This is a genomic window from Pantoea sp. USHLN298, from assembly GCF_037149395.1.
GTDB classification, from domain to species: Bacteria; Pseudomonadota; Gammaproteobacteria; order Enterobacterales; family Enterobacteriaceae; genus Pantoea; species Pantoea astica.
Map to the genome: position 1 here is coordinate 72,925 of NZ_JBBCRO010000001.1, position 22,871 is coordinate 95,795.

Genomic DNA, 22,871 nt, shown 5'->3' on the forward strand with positions numbered 1-22,871 from the left:
CAATGCTCGTCTTATTTATTCCCGCTGCGGCGGGAATTTTTTTTGCGTTGTTCAGAATTGGCAGAGGAGCAGAGATGAAACGGACGATAAGGGCATTGCTGCCCGCTTTATTACTCAGCACCACGCTGGCGCAGGCCGCCAGTGATGAGGCCTGGCAACAGAGCCGTCAGGTCATGACGCAGGCCTGCATTAACGCCAGTACCCTGAGCAAAGTCAGGGTACTGGGTGAACCGATAGCGTATGACGACAGCGTCGGCTACAGCGCACTGCTGCTGGAAGGCCGCTATCCGCAGCCGCAGATGAAAAATAAGCGTGGACGGGAGCTCTGCCTGTTTCAGCGCAGCAGCGGACGCGCCAGCATCAGCGAGGCGGATCGACTGCGCTGGGTCAGGTAACGCGCTACTCCTCAGGCTGGGTTTCGATCAGCTGAGCCAGCAGGGTGCGGTAGTTCTGTAGTCGCGTCTCATCGCCTTCAACTTCCAGTTTATCAATCACCCGCGCGACAATCGCTTTCGTGGTGGCGGGCTGACCCGTCTCCATCAGTTCACGCAGGATCACCGCCAGCAGGTCAGACTCGGGCGGCACCCGCCAGTCCGGGCTATTGAAATAGTCGGTGATAGCTCGGCTGGCGCTGTTAGGTTGCACTCTCATTCACTACCTCCGCTAAAACAACAACACATCCCTTACGCACAGGCATAAGGGCTCGGTTTATCGATTGAGTCGGGTCACCTCACATCTCACAAAGGGTGGGTACCCTCATTGTGAGGCTATTGCGGCTGGCAGAAGGCTCGGCGCACCGCACGCAACTGGCGATTTTTTAAACATAGAACCGGGCGCGATGATTGTCAGTAACAGGCTGAAATATTTTTTCATACTGAGATTTACCGCTTCGCTTCGCCGCCGGTTCAGCCGCAGCAAGCTGCTGCGAACGCCTGTTCAGGGAAAATTTGTGCCGGGTTACAGCCGGAATCGCAGCGTAAAACCGTGTTTTACCGGCTGTAACATGTTTTGCCGGTCAGCCACAGCAACCACGCGGTAGACTTTAGCCTCTGTCTCCTGCAAGCCATCCGCTCATGCCACGCGTAATAGAACCCTGGAAAATTAACCTGATTTCGGTCTGGTTTGGCTGTTTTTTTACTGGCCTGGCGATCAGCCAGATCATTCCGTTTCTGCCGCTCTACCTTGAACAGCTTGGCGTCAGCGGCGGTGAGTCACTCAGCCTCTGGTCGGGTCTGACCTTCAGTATTACCTTCGTGATCTCGGCGGCAGTCGCACCGCTGTGGGGCAGCCTGGCGGATCGTAAAGGCCGTAAACTGATGCTGCTGCGTGCCGCTTTTGGCATGGGCGTGGTGATCCTGCTGCAGGCGTTTGTCACCGAAGCGTGGCAACTGCTGCTGTTGCGCGCGCTGATGGGGCTGACCTCCGGCTACATTCCCAATGCGATGGCGCTGGTGGCGGCGCAGGTGCCGCGTGAACGCAGCGGCTGGGCGCTGAGCTGCGTCTCGACCGGCCAGATTGGCGGGGTGATCCTCGGTCCGATGCTGGGCGGACTGCTGGCGGACTGGGTCGGGTTACGCACGGTTTTTATCGTTACTGCCGTACTGCTGATGGTCAGTTTCCTGGTCACGCTGTTTCTGATTAAAGAGACCGGTTATACCCCGGTCAGCAAGAAAGATAAGCTCAGCGGGCGCGAGGTGTTCCGTTCGCTGGACAACCCGAAGCTGATGATCTGTCTGTTTTTCACCACCATGGTGATTCAGATGTGCAACGGATCGGTGAACCCGATCCTGACGCTGTTTGTGCGCGAACTGGCACCGACCGCAGAAAATATCGCTTTCCTTAGCGGGGTGATCGCCGCATTGCCTGGGGTGTCAGCGCTGCTGGCCGCACCCCGGCTGGGGCGGTTAGGCGATCGCATCGGTACCCAGCGTATCCTGCTGGCCACGATGGTGATCTCGCTGCTGCTGTTTGTTGCCATGTCGTTTGTTACCAGCGCCACCCAGCTTGGGGTGTTGCGTTTTCTGCTGGGATTCGCCGATGGGGCGATGATGCCGGCGGTGCAGACGCTGCTGGTGCGCCACTCACGCGACAACATCACCGGCCGTATCTTTGGTTATAACCAGTCGTTTATGTACCTGGGCAACGTTGCCGGTCCGCTGCTTGGCGCAGCGGTGTCGGCGGTGGCGGGCTTCCGCTGGGTCTTCTTCGCCACCGCCGTGGTGGTGCTGATTAACGTGGTATTTCTGAAGCGCTTTTACCGGCGTCCGAAAACGCCGCTGCCGGCGTCGGTAGGCAAAGCGTCAGCTCCGCCTGCCAGCGCTGCTGAGTCAGTAAAAACTCAGGACTGACGCTCGGACTCCAGGAATCATCACCGCCCACGCCCATATGATGCAGGTCCAGATGCAGCCAGCAGCCCGCTTCGGGCTGCAGCAGGTGACGATGCGAGGTCTCACGCAACTGCTCCAGGCTGAAGCGGCTGAGGGAGAAGGCGAAATCCCCCTTCACCTGCCAGCTGCCGCTGTCGAGCTGGCGGGTACCGCTACGCAATCCGTTTTCACCCGGAAAGACATACGGCGTAAAGAGCTGCGCCAGCGGCAGTTGCCAGCGCGAGAACTGCGCGGCGAGCTGACGATCGGGGTAGTTTTCGTGTGGCCCCAGCCCCAGCCAGCTGACCTGCTGCGGTACCGTTGCCAGCTGACAGCGTAAACCGATACGCGCTGGCGGCGGTAAGCCGCGTGACTGTTCAACCGACAGCGTGATCTGCAGCTCGCCCTGCGGCGTAAACCGATAGCGCTTGCGGCTGATAAAGGCCAGCTGGTCATTGGCATACCAGCCATGCAGCGTCCCGATCTCTACCGCCTGCGGCAGTTCACTGGTTTCCAGGACGATCAGGCTGCTGCGCATCTGGTCATAACCCGCGGCCTTCCAGCGCTCAGCCCAGGCGTTGGGATCGATGCGTTCGGCTTCGCTGGTACCGATATCATTATCCAGCGGTGCCCGGATAAAGCAGTCACGCAGCGGTGACAGCAGCGTCGGCTGATCTTCTGTGTACCACTGCACCAGTTCACCGCTCTGGCGTGAGAAGCACCAGCGCTGTTGTTGATGGGTCACGATAATCTCATCGTCATTCTCATTTATCACAGGCGTCGCTGCCGCGGCGGGCTGCGTCGGCAGAAGCAGCGCTGACGGCAGTGGCCATTGCTGCCAGGCGACGCGCCAGTCTGCCGGACTCCAGTCGGTGGCTTCAATCTGATGTACCGCCAGATTGAGCCAGCACTCGCCCTGAAGCGCAGCGGGCGGGGTCAGGCTGATGCGCTGCTGGCCCTGCGCAGCGAGGTCCAGCCGCACTTCACCTTCTGCCACGGCCTCGCCTGCCTGCTCGATGCGCCAGCGCAGCACTTCATTGTCGCTGCGCCGGAACAGATAATCGCTGCTGACGGTAAAGCTAAACGGATCGTTTGCATCGGCTTCAAACTGATAAAACTGCTGAGCGCACTGTGCTTCAGACAGCGCCGGATGCGGTGTGCGATCGGCAAACACCAGCCCGTTCATGCAGAACTGGCGGTCGTTGGGTTTATCGCCAAAGTCACCGCCGTAAGCCTGCCACGGCTCGCCCTGCGGGTCATAGCGGGTCAGGCTCTGATCGACCCAGTCCCAGACAAAGCCGCCCTGCAAGCGGGGAAACTGACGAAAGGCCTGCCAGTATTTCGCGAAACCACCAAAACTGTTGCCCATCGCATGGGCGTATTCGCACAGGATCAGCGGGCGGGTTTCGCCCGGCAGACCAATCCACTTTTTCAGTGACCATTTCGGCACGGCAGGGAAGGGTTGATCCTGATCCACCCTGGCATACATCGGACAGATAATGTCGGTCGCGGCGCTATCGGCACCGCCGCCTTCATACTGCACCGGGCGGGTCGGATCGACACTTTTGATCCAGCGATAGAGCGCATCATGGGTGCTGCCGTGCCCTGACTCGTTACCCAGCGACCAGATGATGATGCTGCAATGATTGCGATCGCGCTGCACCATCCGGGTGACGCGTTCGCTAAAGGCGGCAAACCAGCGGGGATCGTCCGCAAGCCGGTTCATCGGCTGCATACCGTGAGTTTCGATATTGGCTTCATCCACCACATAGAGGCCGTAGCGATCGCATAACCGGTACCACAGCGGATGGTTTGGGTAGTGTGAACAGCGCACCGCATTAAAATTGTGCTGCTTCATCAGCATGATGTCGCGCCGCATCGTCGCCTCATCCATCACCTGACCTCGCTCAGGATGGTGCTCATGACGGTTAACGCCGCGGATTAACAGTGGTTTGCCGTTCAGGCACAGCAGGCCATTATCGATCGTGACCTGACGGAAGCCGACGTCCCAGGCTTCCACCTCAATCAGCTGCTGGTGTTCATCCAGCAGCGCCAGCGTGGCGCGGTAGAGATGAGGCGTTTCAGCACTCCACAAGCTGGGCTGCTCCACCCGCAGACGCAACAGCGCGCGTTCCGGGTAGTGGCCGCGCTCGTCAATAATCGCGCTGCCGAGCGGCTGCTGGCACTGGCCTATCTGCTGTTCACCCTGCCATAGCGTCAGGCGCAGCTGATATTCAGCCGGCGTGACGGCGGGCAGCGTGACCTTCACTTCCGCCCGCAGCTCGGCACTGGAGAACTCCGGACTCAGTCGGGTTTCCAGTTGCACGTCGGCCAGTTGTACTGCGGGTTTATGCAGCAGGGTGACGTCGCGGAAAATACCGCTCATTCGCCACATATCCTGATCTTCCAGATAGCTGCCATCGCTCCAGCGCAGCACCATCACCGCCAGACGGTTATTGCCGGGCAGCAGATGCGGCGTTAAGTCGAACTCCGCCGGTAAACGGCTATCCTGCGAATAGCCGATCCAGTGGCCGTTGCACCACAGATGAAAGGCCGAGTTAACCCCGTCAAAGATAATGCGGGTCTGGCCGCTGGCCTGCCACTGTGCGTCGGTGGCGAATGTGAGCGAGTAACAACCGGTTGGATTCTCCTGCGGCACGTAGGGTGGATTGACCGGGATCGGGTATTGCACATTGGTATAGATCGGCGCGTCATAGCCGTGCATCTGCCAGTTCGACGGCACCGGCAGCGTGGCCGCCTCCGGCAGATCCTGCAATAGCCAGCTGGCCGGAACCGCTTCAGGCTGCGCAAAGTAGCTGAATTTCCACTGCCCGTTGAGGCTCTTTTGTGAAGGTGAAGGGCGATCGTCGCGCGCCGAGATTTCGTCGCGCCAGCTGGCGAACGGCGGATGCGTATCGAGCCGATGCAGTGCGGTGATCACCGGGTTTTCCCAGTCGCGGCGGGAAAGAATGTCATGAAAAGCAGCCTGAGTCATAAGGGTATCCTTAAAATGTAATGCGCTCACAATGCGCAAAAAAAGCCAGGCTGTAAAGAGTCCGCCTTAACGTTTTGAACAAAATAAGCGGATCAGGGTAGGGCGAAAAGCCAGCGGATGTTGAGATTGTGACGTCGTACTGCCCGTAAAACGTTAAGCCTGGTCAGCAAAGATGAATAGCGGCCCGATACGGAGGATTCTCACTTGTCGGCCTGCAGGCGGCTCCCTACACTCAGCGCGATTTCTTTATCCTGAGGTTGATATGGTTCGAATGATTAAGCTGGCGGCCGTTGTGGCAGTGGTTACCGCGCTGAGCGGATGTATTTTTCCTCCACCGGGCGGCGGCTGGGGCGGACACGGCGGTGGACATGGTGGTGGACCGGGTCGCGGGTTTGTCGATCCGCGTTAAGGCGTAGCGGCCAATTTCAGGCGCGCGAAACGTTACGCAGCGTCACTTTTTGCCGGCAAAACGTTTCGCCTGCATCCACAGCCGGAAGCCGGTTAATAGCGAGGCGTAATCAGAGGGTTAGTGGCGTGACAAAAGCGGTATTACCCTCTGTTTTTTTTGTTGTACCAGTGCTAATTTCTGCTTTTCTTCTCTGCAGAGATGACAGCATGAAAAACCTGATTGCTGAACTATTGGTTAAACTGGCTGAAAAAGAGGAAGCGTCAAAAGAACAGGTCGCTCAGATTGAGGCGCTGGAGATCGTCGTGACTGCGCTGGTGCGTAAGCTGGACCCGCAACAGCATCAGGCGATAACCACCGGAATTGAAACGGCGATGGACAACGCTGCCGACGCCAGCGATGAAAATGCTCTGTTGCTGCGTAACTACATCAATAAACTGCTCAAACATCCCCGCGTATAATGGCGGCGGCGCAAGGTGGGGTGGCATCATTTGCGATCCTGGCGGCACTTCAGCCTGAAATTCCCCCGCTTTGCTTATTCACTGCCAGAATTAAGATGGGTAACTCACTGTGGAGAAGATGCAATGAAGATCGGTTTAATGGCAATGGTCATGGCGGGCCTGCTGGTCAGCGGAATGACCCATGCGGCGGAAAAAACGCCGCAGCAGCAAAAAATGACCATGTGTAATCAACATGCCACCTCACAAGATCTTAAAGGCGACGCCCGTAAAAGTTTTATGAGCGACTGCCTGAAGAAAGACAGCAAAATGGCGGGCATGTCGCCTCAGCAGATGAAAATGAAAACCTGTAACAGCGAAGCCGGGAATAAGAAGCTGGCGGGCGATGCCCGTAAGACCTTTATGAGCCAGTGCCTGAAAAAAAGCTGATGCCTGCCGGCCACCTGGGTGGCCGCCTTTTCCTCTCCGTTCCTGCCGATTAAAACATCCGATAAAACAGGCAACTAACCGCCTCGTTAACATTCCGACATGAGCATCTCGATTCCTTTGCCACACTTACTGTTTGTAGGGGTTTGCGCGGCAGGTCGTTTTTTGCTGCGCATCCGAAAACCAGAACGCAAAAGGAGCCATGTCGTGAACTATCAATTTACCGTAGCCCTGAATGAGTTGCCGCAGCGTCAGCCGGTTAAAAAAAAGCTGGGTGAGACAGAAGTGTTGCTGATCCGTGACGGTGAAAGCGTACGTGCCTTCCAGGCGAAGTGTCCTCACGCTGGCGCACCGCTTGAACAGGGCGCTATCTGCGGCGACCGTCTGGTCTGTCCGTGGCATAAGGCAGCGTTTAACCTGGCGGATGGCAAAATGCGCGAGCCGCTGGCGTTAGCCGATCTGAAGCAGTATCCGCTGCGAATTGAAAACGGCAACGTGCTGGTTAACCCTAAGGCGATGTCGCCTGCCGCGCCGATCGGCAGTGGGGCGAGCGCGCCGGTCTTCGTGGTGCTCGGCGGCGGCGCGGCGGGCAGCGCCGCGCTGTGGCGTCTGCGTCATGACGGCTTTAAGGGCCGCGTGGTGCTGGTCGAACGTGAGCAGGATGCCCCTTACGATCGCACGACGCTAACCAAATTTGTTCCCTCCGGCAAAATGGATATCAGTGAGGTTCCGCAGTTGCTGAAAGAGGATGTGATGGATCACGTAGAGCGCATCAGCGCCACCGTCACCCGCCTCGACAGTCAGCAGCAACGGTTGATTTTCGACTCGGGGGAGTCGCTGCCGTTCGACAAACTGTTGATCGCCAGTGGTGCCACGCCGGTTCTTCCTGAGCTGCCGGGCAACGATCTGCCCGGCGTGCACCTGCTGCGCAGTAAAGACCAGACCGAGGCGCTGCTGCAGGCGGTAGATGCCAGCCAGCAAATTGTGATTATCGGCAACAGTTTTATCGGCACCGAAATGGCTTCGGCGCTGCGTAATCGCAATATCGACGTCACGGTGATTGCCCGTCAGCCGCTGCCGTTTGTAAAACAGTTCGGCGAACAGATTGGCCGCTATTTTTATCAGCTACATCAGGAAAATGGCGTCAAATGGGTTGAGGGGGAGATCGAGGCGTTACAGGGCGACAAACATGTCACCGGCGTGCGGCTAAAAACCGGGCAGCAGCTGGCGGCGGATGTGGTGCTGTTTGCCACCGGGGTAAAACCGGCAACGCCCTTTATCCACGATCTACCGCTGGCGGAGGATGGCAGCCTGCAGACGGATGAACAGCTCCGGGTGGCAGAAAACATCTGGGTAGCGGGCGATATTGCCACCTGGCCGTCGGCACAGGGGCCGCTGCGCATTGAGCACTACCGCGTGGCGCACCAGCAGGGTCAGACGGCAGCGCGCAATATGCTGGATCAGGCGGTCGCTTACGATCGGGTGCCGTTCTTCTGGACCACTCAATATGGCACGCGTTATGAATATCTGGGCCATGCTGCCGAATGGGATGAATACCAGCTGCTGGGATCGCTGGAAGATAAGACCTTTATTGCGTTGTATGGTCAGCACGGGCAGCTGGCTGCGGTCTGCTCATGTGGGCTCTACACCCTGACCGCTGAACTGATTGAGCGGATGCAGCAACCGATGACGCTGGCGCAGGCAGTCGCGCTTTATCAGGCGCAGCAGGGCTAATTCGTCGCGGAAAAGAGCAGGCGCGGGCCTGCTCTGTTTCTGCGCCATGAAATGCGGCGTTAACTGCGGCTCAGTTTTTCCGATTTCGCCATGCACTGCTGCATCGCTTCGATAACCGCCGAACGCAGTCCTTTCTCTTCCAGTACCTTTACTGCTTCAATGGTGGTTCCGCCAGGCGAACAAACCATATCTTTCAGCTCGGCCGGATGCTTACCGGTGGCTAATACCATCTGCGCCGCGCCTTTTACCGCCTGCGCCGCAAACTGATAGGCCTGGGCGCGCGGCATCCCGCCCGCCACGGCCGCATCGGCCATCGCTTCAATAAACATAAACACGTAGGCTGGCGCAGAACCGCTGACGCCAACCACCGAATGAATCAGATACTCATCCACCACAGCAGCTTTGCCGAAGCTCTCAAAAATCGCCACCACCTCATCCGTTTCACTCTGATCAACCAGCGCGTTAGGGGTGACGGAGGTCATGCCTTCGCCCACCAGTGACGGGGTATTTGGCATCGCCCGGATAATTTTGCGATCGTAACCCAGCACTGAAGAGAGCGAATCCAGCGTTACGCCAGCGGCAATCGACACCACCAGCGCCTCTTTCTTCAGGTTGCCCGCCAGATCTTTCAGCACTTTAAGGATGACGTTGGGTTTGACCGCGCCAAACAGGATATCGACGTCACGCGCCATCGCCTCGGCGCTCTCGGCGGCGTTAATGCCGTACTGCTGCGCCATCGCCTGGTTAGTCTCGGCTTTACGATCGTAAATAAAGATATCAGACGGCGCGATTTTGCCACTGTCTACCAGTCCGCCAATAATCGCTTTTGCCATGTTGCCACCGCCAATAAACCCGATTTTCTTTGCCAGCATCGCCATCTCCTTAGTCATTATTCGCTGTTCTTAACGGGCTAGCTTACTGCAGCCAGCCTGAATAACAAGTCAGCCGCGCCCAGGCCAGGCACCGCGCTGCAAATAAAATTTGCCATTGCGGATGAGTCCGGCAAGATCGATGCATTCTCTGATAAGAAGGAATCATGATGGCTATCTGGGTCGATGCTGACGCCTGTCCGAATGTGATCAAAGAGGTGCTCTACCGTGCTGCGGACCGCACCGCAACCACCGTGACCTTTGTCGCCAACCAGTTTCTGCGCGTACCCTCTTCGCCTTATCTGCGTACTTTGCAGGTACCGGCGGGATTTGATGTGGCGGATAACGAAATTGTCCGGCGGGCACAGCCGGGCGATCTGGTGATCACGGCGGATATTCCGCTGGCGGCTGAAGTGATTGAAAAGGGGGCGGCGGCGCTGAATCCGCGCGGTGAACGCTACTCACCGGCCACCATTCGTGAACGGCTGACGATGCGTGATTTTATGGATACCCTGCGGGCAAGTGGCGTGCAGACCGGCGGCCCCGCGGCGATGAATCCGCGTGACCGCCAGCAGTTTGCTAACGAACTGGACAGCTGGCTCAGACAGCAAAAACGCTGAGCTTAGACGAAGTTATCGTCGTCGAAATCGTTACCGCCAAAATCGTTGAGATCGCTGTTATCGGCGAAGCCATTATCCCAGCCCGCATTCTGATCGAGGAATGCGCTGTCCTCACCGCCACCATTAAAGGTGTTGAGGTTGTCATTAACATCCGGCAGCGGCGGCTCGTTAATGATGTTCACAATTTCTTCCGGCTGGGAGTGATGAAACATGCTGGTCAGCATATCCGCCATCACCACGCCGCCCGCAACGCCCACCGCGGTTTGCAGCGCACCGCCCAGGAAACCGGTACCGCGTGCGGCTGGCGCACTGGCATATTGCGGTGGCTGTGCCGCCTGCTGCTGCGGCGCACTGTTCCACGCCGGAGGCTGCTGTTGCGCAGGCGGCTGCTGGCGTGATCCGCTGCCAAATAAGCCCGACAGAAACCCTCCGCTGCTCTGTGCCTGCTGTTGCTGCTGTTGCTGTTGCGCCAGTCGGCTCTCCAGCTCAGTTACCCGATCATTGAGTTTTTTCAGCGCGGCTTCCTGAATCAGAATCGCCTGCGCCATGTAATAGGGCGCGCCCGGCTGCGCCTGCAGATGCTGGTTAATCAGTTGTTCGGCAGCGGCATCGCGTGCCACGGTCTGGCTTTCTGCCTGTTTAAGACGGCTGAACAGCCCTTCGATCAGTTGTTGTTCTTCGCGTTGCATGATGACTCTCCTGTTGCGATTCTATTCAGTATATGGGGCTGCCAGGCTGCAAAGTAAAATTGTGGCGGTAAGCAAATGTTGCGGACGTCACCACGCACCCTCCATGCACAAAACGTGCATGCGTTTCGCTTTGAAAATAAAGGAATTGTCTGAAGTTGTCGGGTCTGGCTGCGCATTTCATGCTTGATGGGTAGAGGCAAAAAAGAAATCCAGTTATCATGCGTCGCATTATTGAGCGAAATATCCAGCCGCAGCATGCGGCAAGGCGGAGGAATGGCCCTGATGTCTCTACCCATCTTTTTGATTGGCGCACGCGGTTGCGGCAAAACCACTGTCGGCAAAGCGTTGTCGCAGGCGTTGGGCTACGCCTTTTGCGATACCGATCATCATCTGCAGCTCACCACGCAGCGCAGCGTGGCGGAGATTGTGGCAGCTGAAGGCTGGGAAGGGTTCCGTGCACGGGAAACCGAGTCGCTCAGGGCGGTGACCGCGCCGTTGACGGTGATTGCGACCGGCGGTGGCATGGTGCTGGCCGAAGAGAACTGCCGCTTTATGCAGGAGCAGGGCCGTGTCATCTGGCTTAGCGCCTCGCCGGAGGTGCTGGCGGAGCGGCTGGAGAGCCAGCCCGAAACGGCACAGCGCCCAACGCTAACCGGACGCCCGATTGCCGATGAGATGGAAGAGGTGCTGCGTGAGCGCGCCCATTTATACCGCGCGGCAGCTCATCATCAGGTCAATGCCATGCAGTCGCCTGATGGCGTCGTCGATGAGATCCTGCACTCGTTATCGCTGGCGCGCGCCAGCTAACCCTCAGATTTTTCCCGCTTTGATCCCGCTTACAGTGCGGTTGTCTATACTTAGCTTCTGACAGGCATCGGCCTGTCTTGTGGAATGTGATTCAGCTAAGAGGGACACAGTATGCCGACAAGACCACCGTACCCACGCGAAGCGCGAATTGTGCCGGTTGAAAAGGGCACCGAAGCTAATAAAGTCACATCGTATGAATTACGTGCTGACCATCCCAAACCAAATTCATTAATCAGTGAGCACGAAACGGAAGAGGAAGCGCGTGACGCCAAGCTGCGTTACGAAGACGTCGAAAAAGAGTAAAACGTTGCCGCTGGCAGGGATGCCAGCCGACATCATGCCAGAATGACGCAATTTTTTGGCTGAATCCATTTAGCCTTCCCTTCTGTTCTGCCTCACCGGACTCCCGCCAGATAAAGCCCCGCTAATCATTCTTCCGCCCTGATTTTGTCCGCCTGTCGATCGGTTCAGCTAAAAATTGTCTCTTGACCGATTCAGCGCAACGTTTTATTTTCGATTTACCGAATCAGGAACTCAGTTCCATATAGTGAAACTCGCTGCATGACCACACTCGAAAATGCCGCCGCCGTACTCAGACTGTTCCAGCGCAAAGGCGTGACTCAGGGACATGTCGGGCTGACATTTAGTGAAGTGGTTGATGCGCTGACGCTGCCGAAAAGCACCGTTTCACGTCTGCTGGCCACGATGGAGAGTCAGGGGCTGCTGGAGCGGGATGCCGAAACGCGTTGCTTTCATATTGGTCGCGTCCTGTTGGCTGCAGCCGGACATTATCTCTCGGCGCCGCTGGTTGATAGCGTCTCCGCGGCCATGGTCAGGCTGGCAGAGAGCACCGGCTGTATGGGCTATGTCTCTAAGCTGGCCGGACGCGAAATATTAGTCATGCGTATGTTTCATGGTCGCCATTTCACCCAGATGGTGACGCCGCCAGGCAGTCGTATGCCGGCGGCCGCAACCTCAACCGGCCGGGCGCTGTTAGCCCAGCTGAGTGATGAAGAGGTTCAGGCGCGTTATCTCGATAACTGGCAGGTGGTTTCCGCAAATTCACCTCAAACGCCTGACGCGCTCTGTGCACGATTAGCTGAAGTGCGTCAGCACGGCTGGTCACTGGCGCGCAATGAGTCACTGCCCGGCATCAGCTCGCTGTCGGTCTGCGTGCATAACAAACATCATGGCGAAACGGTGGCGCTCTGCCTCTCGTTTCTGTCGCAGGAGAGTGAGCCGGGCTACCCGTCAGACCTGCTCGAAGCATTACGCGCAACGGCTGCAGAGATAGCCGAAAAATATGGCGCGTAACTTCACAACGATTTTATCGGCGTAATATTTCGCCACACCAGGGAAAACAAAGGCCTTCGGGCCTTTTTCTTTCAGTCTGATCGTCACTCTTTGCGCAGCATCGGTTGCTGTGCGCGCCTCCCCACGTCTTTTTACGGCTTAAAGCCTGGGCTGCGCGCGCCTGTAGCTGGCTGCTGCGGCGTGTCCGATCGGTGAAATATAAAAACGACGTAAGCCAGCTGGCTGGCAATACGTTATTTCATTTCGTCTGGGTAGGGAGGGGTGGGAATATATGGAACGGGTCAATCCGATTAAGCACGCTGGCGTTGCGCTGGTTTTAATTTTTCTTTCAATTGCGGGTGCCATTATTGGTATTCAGCTGATCACCACCATTGGGGTGACACCCAATACCTCCATTATTGGCGCGCTGTTTGCCATGCTGCTGGCGCGCATTCCGCTACAGGCTTTTCGCCGTTATCGCTCAATTGAAATCCAGAACCTGGCGCAGACCGCCATCTCCTCGGCCACCTTTGGTGCGGCAAATAGCCTGCTGATGCCGATTGCCGTGCCCTGGGCGCTGGGTGAACCGCAACTGGTACTGCCGCTGTTCTGTGGCGTCAGTGCGGCCATGCTGCTGGATGCCTGGCTGCTCTATCGACTGTTTGATACCCGCGTCTTCCCGGCCAGCAATGCCTGGCCGCCGGGCGTTGCGGCGGCAGAAGCGATTAAGGCTGGCGATAAAGGCGGACGTCAGGCGTGGCTGCTGGTGATGGGCATTGTGGGTGGCATCGTCGGCGCGATGCTGAAGATTCCGATGTCCGCTTTCGGCACGGCTTTTATCGGCAACATCTGGGCGCTGTCGATGCTGGGCATCGGCTTCCTGCTGCGCGCTTATGCTCAGCCGGTGGCCGGTATTGATATTAACGCCCTCTACATTCCGCATGGCGTGATGGTCGGTGCCGGTCTGGTGGCGCTGATTCAGGTGGTGATGGTGATCCGCAGCCGCAAAAACGATGCGCTGGTGGTCAGCCGTAATGGTAATGAGGTGCAGCGGGCGCTGGGACTGGGCAGCGTTGGCTACATCCTCATCTCGGCGCTGCTGGCGCTGGCCGGCGGATTATGGAGTGAAATGGGGCTGGCGATGCTGCTGCTGTTTATTCTGTACGCCGCCTTTGCCGCCTTCGTTCACGAACTGATTGTCGGCATTGCCGCCATGCACTCCGGCTGGTTCCCGGCGTTTGCGGTGGCGCTGATCACCCTGATTATTGGCATCCTGATTGGCTTTCCACCGCTGGCACTCTGCCTGCTGTGCGGCTTTACCGCCGCCACCGGACCAGCCTTTGCCGATATGGGTTACGACCTCAAGGCGGGCTTTATCCTGCGCGGTAACGGCGCAGATATGCAGCAGGAGCTGTGGGGCCGCCGCATCCAGCTGATCGCCGCGATGATCGCCTTCGTGGTGTCGATTCCGCTGGTCTGGTATGCCCACACGCTGTTCTTCACCGATAACCTGCTGCCGCCAGTGGCGCGGGTCTATGCCAAAACCATTCAGGCTGGCGCAGAGCCAGGCATTGCCGGCAACCTGCTGATCTGGGCGATCCCTGGCGCGATAATTCAGCTGATCGGCGGGCCAAAGCGCCAGTTAGGCGTGCTGTTAGCCACCGGTTTACTGATCAATAACGCCATGGCCGGCTGGGCGGTGGTGGTGGGGATCGCGCTGCGTATCGTGATCATTCGCGTCTGGGGCGAGCGTGGCCGTTCGCCAATGGAAGTGATGGCCGCGGGCTTTATTGCCGGTGATGCGCTCTTCAGCTTCTTTAATTCACTGTTTGCCAGCAGCAGTAAAAAATAGCTAAGGATTAACCATGAGTTTACAGCAGACCTTGCAGGTCTTTGAGTTACTGGATAGCGCCCTGATTGACGGGCAGCAGGTAGTGGATCTGTTCGCCGCGTACCCGGAAGTGCAGGCCAGCGTGAAGCGGGTTTCCGGTCCCAAAGGCCGGACCGATTTTGTACGCATCGCGATTGCTGGCACGCAGGGCAAAGCCAGCGGCGGGACGGCACCGACGCTGGGCATTATTGGTCGTCTTGGGGGCATCGGCGCCCGGCCTGGGCGCATCGGCATGGTATCCGATGCCGACGGAGCCGTGGCGGCGATCGCCAGTGCGCTCAAGCTGGCGCAGATGCAGAGCAAAGGCGACCGGCTGGCGGGTGACGTAATTGTCACCACTCATATCTGCCCGGATGCGCCCACCCGGCCGCATCAACCGGTCGACTTTATGGATTCGCCGATTGACGATATCACCATGAATGATAACGAAGTGGTCGAGGGCGTGGAGGCGATTCTCTCCATCGACACCACCAAAGGGAACCGCATCATCAACCACAAGGGCTTTGCGCTCTCGCCCACGGTGAAAGAGGGTTACATTCTGCGGGTCTCTGAGGATCTGTTGCGCATCATGGAGATGACCACCGGTCGTCCTGCCGTCACTTTTCCCATCACTACTCAGGACATCACCCCTTACGGAAATGGCATCTACCATCTGAACAGCATTCTGCAACCGTCGACCGCCACCGATGTGCCGGTGGTGGGGGTGGCGATCACCGCAGAATCGGTGGTGCCGGGCTGCGGTACCGGTGCCAGTCATGAGGTGGATATCGCCGCTGCGGCGAAATTTGCGGTGGAAGTGGCGAAAGAGTTTGGTCGCGAGACCTGCCACTTTTATGACGCAGAAGAATACGCGCGGCTGCTGGCGCTCTACGGCAGCCTGGGACATTTGCGTCAGCGGAATCACTGAGATGGCTAAATCCCTGGTCACTCTGACCATCGGTCAGTCACCGCGCAGCGACATTCTGCCGCTGCTGCGTCTGCATCTGCCGGACGCCGTGACCGATCATGCCGGCTTGCTTGATGGATTAAGCGCGGCCGATATCGCGGCGCAGTATGGTCCGGCGGCGGGCGAGAAGATCCTGGTTTCCCGGCTGCAGAGTGGTGAGCAGGTACGGCTGGCGGCATCCAGAGTGGAGCAGGGATTGCAGCGCAAGATCAGCGCCCTGGAGCAGGCGGGTTACGACACCATTCTGCTGCTCTGTACCGGCGAATTTGGCACCTTACGCACCCGGCGCGCGCTGCTGCTGGAGCCGGATCGCATTATCCCGCCGCTGATCTGCGCGATGGTTCAGCAGCAGCGGGTCGGGATTGTGGTGCCGGTTGAAGAGCAGGTAGTGGAACAGGCGGCGAAGTGGCAGTTGCTGCCCACGCCAGCCCATTACGCCGTCGCCAGCCCCTATCAGGCCGATGAGGCCACCTTCGCGGCGGCGGCCCGCACGCTACAGGCTGCCGATGTCGGTCTGGTGGTGCTGGACTGTTTTGGCTATCACCAGCAGCATCGGGCTGCGCTGCAGTCGCGGCTCGGCGTACCGGTATTGCTTTCGAATCAGCTGGTGGCCAGGCTGGCGGCGGAACTGCTGGGCTGACGGGAGAGATCACAAACGACCATCATTTCGCGTGACAGATCAGCGAGTTCCCTTCTACACTGCCAGACACCTTAATGTGCTGTGAGGAAGTATTATGCTCAACATTAGTGAGTATTTTGACGGAAAAGTTAAATCCATCGGTTTTGACAGTGCGAGCACCGGCCGTGCCAGCGTGGGCGTGATGGCTGAAGGCGAATATACCTTTGGTACCGGTCAGCCGGAAGAGATGACCGTGGTGAGCGGCTCGCTGAAGGTACTGCTGCCGGGTGAAACCGAGTGGCAATGGTTTGAGGCGGGTTCGGTGTTTAACGTGCCGGGCCACAGCGAATTTCACTTACAGGTTGGCGAACCCAGTTCTTATCTCTGTCGCTACCTGAAAGGATAAAAAAATGGCCGCAATGCGGCCATTTTCTTTCAGAGCGACGCCAGCTTAACGCTGGGCTTCGCCGCCTAACGCTTCCACCAGGTTGCTGGTCAGCGCAGCCAGTTCGCTGGTCATCAGAATAAAGTCGGCGTCAAAACGCTGGGCAAAATCTTCCCGATCAATATCATCGTTCTGGTCGCGCAGCGTGTCGCTGAACTTCAGGCGTTTGATTGAACCGTCGTCGGCCAGCATAAACTGAATGCGCTCCTGCCAGTCCAGCGCCAGTTTGGTCACCAGTTTACCCGCTTCGATGTGATTCGCGATCTCATCACAGACCAGATCCTGTTTCTTGCAGCGGATCACGCCGCCATCTTCCAGCAGCGCTTTCAGCTCGGCTTCATCCATCAGGGCGAAACCGGCGGGCACCTCGCCAGAACGTACCCATTCGGTCAGGGTCAGTTCAATCGGGCTTTCCAGCGTCAGCGGCACCACCGGCAATGAGCCGAGGCTTTTGCGCAGTAGCGCCAGCGTATCTTCCGCTTTTTTGGCGCTGGCGCAGTCAACCATAATCAGGTTGTTCACCGTGTCGATCCACAGCCAGGTCTGGCTAAAGCGGCTGAAGGCACGCGGCAGCAGGCTGTGCAGCACTTCATCTTTCAGCGAATCTTTTTCGGTCTTCTTCAGCTTGCGGCTCTGCTCCGCTTCCAGCTTGTCGATTTTCGCTTCCAGCGCCTGTTTCACGACCGGTGACGGCAGCATTTTCTCTTCTTTGCGGGCGCAAATCACGATCTGACCGTTGTTTTCATGGGTCAGCGCATCGCTGCGGTTGCCCATCGGCGGCACCCAGCCGGTTTTGCTCATATCCTGACTGCCACACGGCGAAAAAGTGAAGGCGTCGAGCTGTTTTTCCATCTCATCTGCGGACAACGGAATGTCACGATTCAGACGATAAACCATCATATTTTTAAACCACAACATCGGGATTCCTTACCGTGGCGCGATCGGGCGCACAAGTCTAACAGAGTCAGCGCGCATGATAGCGAAACATCGGAGTGGTTTCATTGCCTTTCCGGCTGACGCCTTCTACTGTATGTTCCACCTGAACGAATAACGAGGAATAAACCGTGCGCATAGGCATTGATTTGGGTGGCACCAAGACAGAAGTGATTGCGTTATCCAACGCCGGACAGGAGCTGTTTCGTCACCGGGTCAATACCCCGCGTGATGACTATCAGGCAACGGTCCAGGCGATTGTCGATCTGGTCAGGCTGGCAGAGCAGAAAACCGGTCAGACCGGCACCGTTGGCCTCGGTATTCCCGGCACGATTTCGCCCTACAGCAAGCGGGTCAAAAATGCCAACTCCACCTGGCTTAACGGTCAGCCGCTGGATAAAGATCTGGCGCAGGCGCTGAATCGTGACGTGCGCATCGCCAACGACGCGAATTGTCTCGCCGTTTCCGAGGCGGTTGACGGAGCGGGTGCCGGACAGCCGCTGGTGTTTGCGGTAATCATCGGCACCGGATCGGGTGCCGGGATCGCAATCAACGGCCAGTCTCGTATCGGCGGTAACGGCAATGCTGGCGAGTGGGGCCACAATCCGTTGCCGTGGATGGATGAAGATGAGCTGCGCTATCGGCAGGAAGTGCCCTGTTATTGCGGGCAGCAGGGCTGCATTGAGACCTTCGTCTCAGGCACCGGTTTCGGTATTGATTATCAGCGGCTGAGCGGCGTGTCACGTAAAGGGGCGGAGATCGTGGCGCTGCTGGAACAGCAGGATCCGATCGCTGAACTGGCGATGAGCCGATATGAACTGCGGCTGGCAAAATCGCTGGCGCAGGTGGTGAATCTGATCGATCCGGACGTGATTGTGCTGGGCGGCGGCATGAGCAATGTGGATCGTCTCTATCAGACGGTGCCGACGCTGATGAAAAAATGGGTATTCGGTGGCGAATGCGAAACGCCGGTGCTGAAGGCGCAACACGGCGATTCGAGTGGCGTGCGTGGAGCAGCCTGGCTCTGGCCGCTCAACCACTGATTTTAGCTAGCCTGTCCGGGGCGCGACCTCAGGCCGCGCCCTGCTATTCACCCACCAGCATACTGTCCTGCGGCGCGCGATCGCGCTGTGCCTTAGTCGCCAGGAAGTAGAGATAGCCCACCAGCATAAAGGCGACGAACAGCGCGCCGATTACCGGGTTAAACCACAGCATCGCCAGCAGGCAGACCACCGATAACAGCAGGGCGATGCCCGGCACGATCGGATAACCTGGCGCACGGAAGCTGCGCGCCAGATCCGGTGCCGAACGGCGCAGCCGGAACAGGCTCAGCATACTCATGATATACATCACAATGGCGCCGAACACCGCCATAGTGATCATCGCCGCCGTCAGCGTCATCCCCTGCAGATTAATAATTCCGTCGCTGTAAATGGCGGCGATCCCCAGTATCCCGCCGGTAATAATGGCGCGATGCGGCGTCTGAAAGCGCGACAATTTCGCCAGCCCGGGCGGCAGATAGCCGGCGCGGGCCAGCGCAAAGAACTGGCGTGAATAGCCGAGGATGATGCCGTGGAAGCTGGCGATCAGGCCAAACAGGCCGATCCACACCAGCATGTGCATCCAGTTAGAGTGTTCGCCGACGATCATTTTCATCGCCTGCGGCAGGGGATCGTTGATGTCGGACAGTTTACGCCAGTCACCCGCGCCGCCCGCCATCAGCATCACGCCAACTGCCAGCACCACCAGCGTCAGAATGCCGCTGATATAGGCTCGCGGGATGGTACGGGTCGGATCTTTCGCCTCTTCCGCCGCCATCGCAGCACCTTCAATGGCAAGGAAAAACCAGATGGCGAATGGGATTGCGGCAAAAATACCGGAAAACGCCGGCATACCGAAGCTGTCGCTGCCGGCCCAGCCGTGCGCGGCAAAGTTCGCCAGGCTGAAACCGGGCGAGACTACGCCCATAAACACCAGCAGCTCAATCACCGCCAGAATGGTCACCACCAGTTCGAACATCGCCGCCAGTTTTACGCCAAGAATATTCAGCGTCATAAACAGCAGATAAGCGCCGACCGCGGCGGTTTTCGGGTTGAGTGCCGGATACTGCACGTTGAGGTAGGCACCAATTGCCATCGCAATCGCCGGTGGCGCAAAGACGAACTCAATCAGCGTGGCCAGACCGGCAATCAGCCCGCCGGTTTCGCCAAAGGCGCGGCGGCTGTAGGCAAACGGCCCGCCGGCGTGAGGAATTGCGGTGGTCAGCTCGGTAAAGCTGAAAATAAAGCAGGTATAGAGCGTGGCGATCAGCGCGGTGGTGACCAGGAAGCCCAGCGTGCCCGCCACCGCCCAGCCGTAACTCCAGCCAAAATATTCGCCTGAGATAACCAGGCCAACCGCAATTCCCCACAGATGCAGGGTGCCCAGCGTGGGCTTGAGTCTGTTTGTCATACTGTTATCCCCGTCGTTGTTGGTGCCGCGCGGCAGTGATACCGCACTTCATGGTTTACGCTACAGTGAAGGGATAATGCCGTTGCCTGGCGGGCCGCGACTTGACGCCGGCGCGGTCAATGCTGTCCTCCACGGTCAACTCACAGGCAACACCGGGCCAGATGCACGCTGCGGTCAACTTTGACTCCTCTGCGGTCAAGCAGCTCAGGTTCTGGCAACGCATGCTGAGGTTACGCAAGTGACAGGAGCCGGAATGATGAGCGCGAAACAATATGACAACCTGACTGATTCTCAACTTACCGCACTGGCGCAGCAGGCGCTGGGCTGTTATCCCGCCGCGCTGCAGGGCACGCTGCGGCTGCTGTGTCGTTCGGAGAACGCCACGTTTCTGCTGCAGGCGGGCAGCCGGCGTTATGCGCTGCGGCTGCATCGCGGCGACTACCATCAAAAAGCGGATATCCTCAGCGAGCTGCTGTGGCTGGACGCACTGCGCGAAACCGGCATCGTAGTACCCGAGGCGGTGCCGGACAGCCAGGGCGAAAGGGTGCTGACGCTGCGTTTGCCGGACGGTGGCGAGCGGTATGTGGTGCTGTTTCACTGGATTGACGGCGAGATGCCGACCACCGAGGTGGACCCGCGCGCCTTTCAGCAACTGGGGCAGATTACGGCCCGGCTGCATCAGCACAGTAAACAGTGGCAGCCGCCGGCTGGTTTCCAGCGCATCCTCTGGGATCACCACACCATGACCAGCGCGCAGAGCCACTGGGGCCGCTGGCAGGATGCGCCCAATCTGCCTTCCGCCGATCATGGGATCATCGAACAGGCGATCGCTCAGGCGGGCGAGGCGCTGACGGCGTTTGGCAAAGGATCGGATCGGTTTGGCCTGATCCACGCCGATCTGCGACTGACTAATCTGCTGCTGCATCAGGGGGAAACCCGGGTGATCGATTTCGATGACTGCGGGCTGGGCTGGTATCTGCACGATCTGGCGGCAGCGATCAGTTTTGTCGAGCATCATCCGCGGGCGGCAGAGTGGATCGATCACTGGATTCGCGGCTACGAGCAGGTGTCGCACATCAGCGATCGGGAGATGGCGATGCTGCCAACGCTGCTGATCCAGCGCCGTATCCAGCTCACCGCGTGGGTAGGATCGCACGCCGAAACGGAGATGGCGCAGAGCCTGGGTCCGGAATGGGCCCGCCATTCAGTGCGGCTCTGCCGGCGTTATCTGGAGAGCGAGCAGTTGCCGGTCGGGGTCTGATGCACCAGCGGCGGGCGCAGGTGCGCCGCCGCAGTGCTGTGCGTCCAACCGCCGCGGTCTAACCCGCTGAAATCCTGAAGGATTAAGCTGGTACGGAAATTGCTCAGTCTGTTAATGGGTTTTCCCCTGAATCTGACTGAGGCGACCATGAATCCGATGATGATAAAACAGCCCGATGCATTTGCTGCCTGCTCCGCTGCGGCGGAGGCCGGTAATCACGGCGTGCTGGCCGCTGCGGCCACCGGCCTGAGCGATTTTATTCATACCCGTGGCGGTGACGTGGACCGTATCTTCGGCATCAGCGGTATCGATCCGGAGCGGCTCACCAGCCCGACGCTGAGCCTTGGGCTGGTTAACTACTGTCGGGTGCTGGAGGAAGCGGCACGACACTCCGGTTTTGATAACTTCGGTTTGCACTACGGCAGGCAGTTTAAACCGCAGTCATTAGGCCTGATTGGCTACATCGGCCTCTGTTCCGCCACGCTGGAACAGGCGCTACACAATGTGGTCAACGCCTTTCCGTGGCATCAGCACGACACCTTAACCCGGCTGGTGGACAAAGGAGAGTGCTGGCGGCTCGACTATCAGGTTCGCCACGGGGCGATTCTGACGCGCCGTCAGGATGCGGAGCTGACGCTGGGGATGTTCATGAATCTGATTCGTCATGTGGCGGGTAAAAACTGGGCACCGCGCGAGGTGCATTTTGAACATCCGCGCCCGGAACAGTGGCACGATCACGGGAAAGTGTTTGATGCGCCGGTCTGGTTCGATCAGCCCTTTAACTCGCTGGTGATCCCAAAGCGCGATCTGCTGCGCAGCATGCCGGAAAGCGATCCCATGTTGCTGATGGTGATGCAGGATGCCATCCGGCGGCTCAATCGGGCCGCTTCACAGCAGAGCATGGTGGAGCAGGCGCGCTCACAGGTAAACCTGTCGCTGATGCAGGGCGAACCGGTGCTGGAGGAGGTGGCCGATAAGCTGGGGTTATCGAGCTGGTCACTGCAGCGGCGGCTGCGTGAAGAGGGCTGCAGCTTCAGCGCGCTGGTGGATCAGGTACGCTGCGAAATGGCGACGCACTATCTGCAGCAGAAGCAGCTGCCGATCTCCGAAATGGCACTGCTGCTGGGCTACTCGGAAGTCAGCGCCTTCTCACGCGCGTTTCGGCGCTGGTTCGGCATCAGTCCGCGTCAGTGGCGCCAGCATGGGCTGGCAAGCTAGCCTTGCGCGGCGCAAAGCCAAACCACGCCGGCTGAGTACGCACCGGCGGCGGCGGCAAACCTTTGGTCTGCGCAGCCAGCTGCCAGGCCCGTAAGCACAACGCCTCATCGCCCTGCGTCTGCGTCACCGCATAGCGTCCACTCTGTTGCCACTCCAGCCGGACCAGACATTGCTGGCCCGCATAGCGCGCCGCATCGCTGAACTGCTGATTCAGCCGGTGCTGCATTTGATTAGTCCACTGACAGGATGCGCTGTTGGGGTCCTTCGCGGGCTGACAGAGGTTGACCACACTATCCCGTTGCTTTGGTTCAGAATGCTGGCAGCCGCTCAGGACGATGGCAATAATTACGCCCGGCAATACTTTCATCTTTATATTAATTAAATTCATTGAACTGACCAATTCTGATTAAAGTTCTCTTCTTCTGCTGCCGACAGTCTACAGAC

Annotated in this window: 24 protein-coding genes; 17 read left to right on the top strand and 7 right to left on the bottom strand. The window is 58.4% G+C overall.

Annotated features, from left to right (window positions below):
- Positions 1 to 74: 74 nt before the first annotated feature.
- Positions 75 to 395, top strand: coding sequence for a hypothetical protein (locus WFK59_RS00395; protein WP_336754774.1), 321 nt, complete (start codon positions 75 to 77; stop codon positions 393 to 395).
- Positions 396 to 399: 4 nt separating this feature from the next.
- On the opposite strand, the gene WFK59_RS00400 is transcribed toward WFK59_RS00395, so the two are convergent.
- Complete coding sequence (locus WFK59_RS00400; RefSeq protein ID WP_233985166.1) at positions 400 to 651, bottom strand: biofilm development regulator YmgB/AriR family protein; 252 nt, start codon at positions 649 to 651, stop codon at positions 400 to 402.
- Between the two features lie 422 nt (positions 652 to 1,073).
- On the opposite strand from WFK59_RS00400, the gene WFK59_RS00405 reads away from it, so the two are divergent.
- Positions 1,074 to 2,348: a multidrug efflux MFS transporter gene (locus WFK59_RS00405; RefSeq protein ID WP_293001136.1), complete on the top strand. Its 1,275-nt coding sequence runs from the start codon at positions 1,074 to 1,076 to the stop codon at positions 2,346 to 2,348.
- Here the strand turns inward: WFK59_RS00405 and WFK59_RS00410 are convergent.
- Positions 2,230 to 5,361 (bottom strand): beta-galactosidase, encoded by a 3,132-nt coding sequence (locus WFK59_RS00410; RefSeq protein ID WP_336754775.1) that lies wholly within the window; start codon positions 5,359 to 5,361, stop codon positions 2,230 to 2,232. The two genes, WFK59_RS00405 and WFK59_RS00410, sit on opposite strands and share 119 nt — an antisense overlap.
- Positions 5,362 to 5,623: 262 nt before the next feature.
- On the opposite strand from WFK59_RS00410, the gene WFK59_RS00415 reads away from it, so the two are divergent.
- From WFK59_RS00415 to WFK59_RS00430, 4 genes are all read left to right on the top strand, one after another.
- Entirely contained in the window at positions 5,624 to 5,770 is a 147-nt protein-coding gene (locus WFK59_RS00415) for a hypothetical protein (RefSeq protein WP_233985164.1), read from the top strand.
- A 206-nt stretch (positions 5,771 to 5,976) separates the two neighbouring features.
- On the top strand, positions 5,977 to 6,228 hold the full coding sequence (gene iraP / locus WFK59_RS00420; RefSeq protein WP_233985163.1) for an anti-adapter protein IraP: 252 nt from the start codon (positions 5,977 to 5,979) through the stop codon (positions 6,226 to 6,228).
- A gap of 123 nt (positions 6,229 to 6,351) precedes the next feature.
- Positions 6,352 to 6,654 carry a PsiF family protein gene (locus WFK59_RS00425; RefSeq protein WP_336754776.1) on the top strand — a complete coding sequence of 101 codons (303 nt, stop codon included), beginning with the start codon at positions 6,352 to 6,354 and terminating at the stop codon, positions 6,652 to 6,654.
- Between the two features lie 204 nt (positions 6,655 to 6,858).
- Complete coding sequence (locus WFK59_RS00430) at positions 6,859 to 8,385, top strand: FAD-dependent oxidoreductase (protein WP_336754777.1); 1,527 nt, start codon at positions 6,859 to 6,861, stop codon at positions 8,383 to 8,385.
- Between the two features lie 59 nt (positions 8,386 to 8,444).
- Here the strand turns inward: WFK59_RS00430 and proC are convergent, their stop codons facing one another.
- Positions 8,445 to 9,257, bottom strand: coding sequence for a pyrroline-5-carboxylate reductase (proC, locus tag WFK59_RS00435; RefSeq protein ID WP_233985160.1), 813 nt, complete (start codon positions 9,255 to 9,257; stop codon positions 8,445 to 8,447).
- A gap of 167 nt (positions 9,258 to 9,424) precedes the next feature.
- Here proC and WFK59_RS00440 point away from each other — a divergent pair, with 167 nt between their 5' ends.
- Positions 9,425 to 9,874: a YaiI/YqxD family protein gene (locus WFK59_RS00440; RefSeq protein ID WP_031377593.1), complete on the top strand. Its 450-nt coding sequence runs from the start codon at positions 9,425 to 9,427 to the stop codon at positions 9,872 to 9,874.
- A 2-nt stretch (positions 9,875 to 9,876) separates the two neighbouring features.
- Here WFK59_RS00440 and WFK59_RS00445 read toward each other — a convergent pair whose 3' ends face one another.
- The gene (locus WFK59_RS00445; protein ID WP_233985159.1) at positions 9,877 to 10,563 is read right to left on the bottom strand and encodes a DUF2076 domain-containing protein; all 687 of its coding nucleotides are present in this window, start codon (positions 10,561 to 10,563) and stop codon (positions 9,877 to 9,879) included.
- 282 nt (positions 10,564 to 10,845) lie between these two features.
- Between WFK59_RS00445 and aroL the strand changes: the two genes are divergently transcribed.
- From aroL to ppnP, 7 genes are all read left to right on the top strand, one after another.
- Entirely contained in the window at positions 10,846 to 11,370 is a 525-nt protein-coding gene (aroL, locus tag WFK59_RS00450) for a shikimate kinase AroL (protein ID WP_336754778.1), read from the top strand.
- 111 nt (positions 11,371 to 11,481) lie between these two features.
- Positions 11,482 to 11,673: a YaiA family protein gene (locus tag WFK59_RS00455; protein WP_031377596.1), complete on the top strand. Its 192-nt coding sequence runs from the start codon at positions 11,482 to 11,484 to the stop codon at positions 11,671 to 11,673.
- Between the two features lie 258 nt (positions 11,674 to 11,931).
- Positions 11,932 to 12,684, top strand: coding sequence for an IclR family transcriptional regulator (locus tag WFK59_RS00460; RefSeq protein ID WP_233985157.1), 753 nt, complete (start codon positions 11,932 to 11,934; stop codon positions 12,682 to 12,684).
- A 271-nt stretch (positions 12,685 to 12,955) separates the two neighbouring features.
- A complete protein-coding gene (locus WFK59_RS00465) occupies positions 12,956 to 14,515 on the top strand; it encodes an OPT/YSL family transporter (protein ID WP_233985156.1) in 1,560 nt (519 codons plus the stop codon).
- A gap of 13 nt (positions 14,516 to 14,528) precedes the next feature.
- Positions 14,529 to 15,461, top strand: coding sequence for a DUF1177 domain-containing protein (locus tag WFK59_RS00470; protein WP_233985155.1), 933 nt, complete (start codon positions 14,529 to 14,531; stop codon positions 15,459 to 15,461).
- Position 15,462: 1 nt separating this feature from the next.
- Entirely contained in the window at positions 15,463 to 16,140 is a 678-nt protein-coding gene (locus WFK59_RS00475; RefSeq protein ID WP_233985154.1) for an AroM family protein, read from the top strand.
- Between the two features lie 94 nt (positions 16,141 to 16,234).
- Positions 16,235 to 16,525 carry a pyrimidine/purine nucleoside phosphorylase gene (gene ppnP / locus WFK59_RS00480; RefSeq protein ID WP_094121675.1) on the top strand — a complete coding sequence of 97 codons (291 nt, stop codon included), beginning with the start codon at positions 16,235 to 16,237 and terminating at the stop codon, positions 16,523 to 16,525.
- A 45-nt stretch (positions 16,526 to 16,570) separates the two neighbouring features.
- Here the strand turns inward: ppnP and rdgC are convergent, their stop codons facing one another.
- Positions 16,571 to 17,482, bottom strand: coding sequence for a recombination-associated protein RdgC (rdgC, locus tag WFK59_RS00485; RefSeq protein ID WP_094120152.1), 912 nt, complete (start codon positions 17,480 to 17,482; stop codon positions 16,571 to 16,573).
- Between the two features lie 146 nt (positions 17,483 to 17,628).
- Here rdgC and mak point away from each other — a divergent pair, with 146 nt between their 5' ends.
- The gene (mak, locus tag WFK59_RS00490; protein WP_233985153.1) at positions 17,629 to 18,540 is read left to right on the top strand and encodes a fructokinase; all 912 of its coding nucleotides are present in this window, start codon (positions 17,629 to 17,631) and stop codon (positions 18,538 to 18,540) included.
- 43 nt (positions 18,541 to 18,583) lie between these two features.
- Here the strand turns inward: mak and eat are convergent, their stop codons facing one another.
- Positions 18,584 to 19,948 (bottom strand): ethanolamine permease, encoded by a 1,365-nt coding sequence (gene eat / locus WFK59_RS00495; protein ID WP_336754780.1) that lies wholly within the window; start codon positions 19,946 to 19,948, stop codon positions 18,584 to 18,586.
- 256 nt (positions 19,949 to 20,204) lie between these two features.
- Here eat and WFK59_RS00500 point away from each other — a divergent pair, with 256 nt between their 5' ends.
- Positions 20,205 to 21,209, top strand: coding sequence for a phosphotransferase enzyme family protein (locus WFK59_RS00500; protein WP_233988216.1), 1,005 nt, complete (start codon positions 20,205 to 20,207; stop codon positions 21,207 to 21,209).
- A gap of 147 nt (positions 21,210 to 21,356) precedes the next feature.
- The gene (gene qhpR / locus WFK59_RS00505) at positions 21,357 to 22,427 is read left to right on the top strand and encodes an AraC-like transcriptional regulator QhpR (protein ID WP_233985151.1); all 1,071 of its coding nucleotides are present in this window, start codon (positions 21,357 to 21,359) and stop codon (positions 22,425 to 22,427) included.
- On the opposite strand, the gene WFK59_RS00510 is transcribed toward qhpR, so the two are convergent.
- Positions 22,387 to 22,815, bottom strand: a complete 429-nt coding sequence (locus WFK59_RS00510; protein ID WP_336754781.1) for a cell envelope integrity TolA C-terminal domain-containing protein — start codon at positions 22,813 to 22,815, stop codon at positions 22,387 to 22,389. The genes qhpR and WFK59_RS00510 overlap by 41 nt on opposite strands.
- Positions 22,816 to 22,871: the final 56 nt, after the last annotated feature.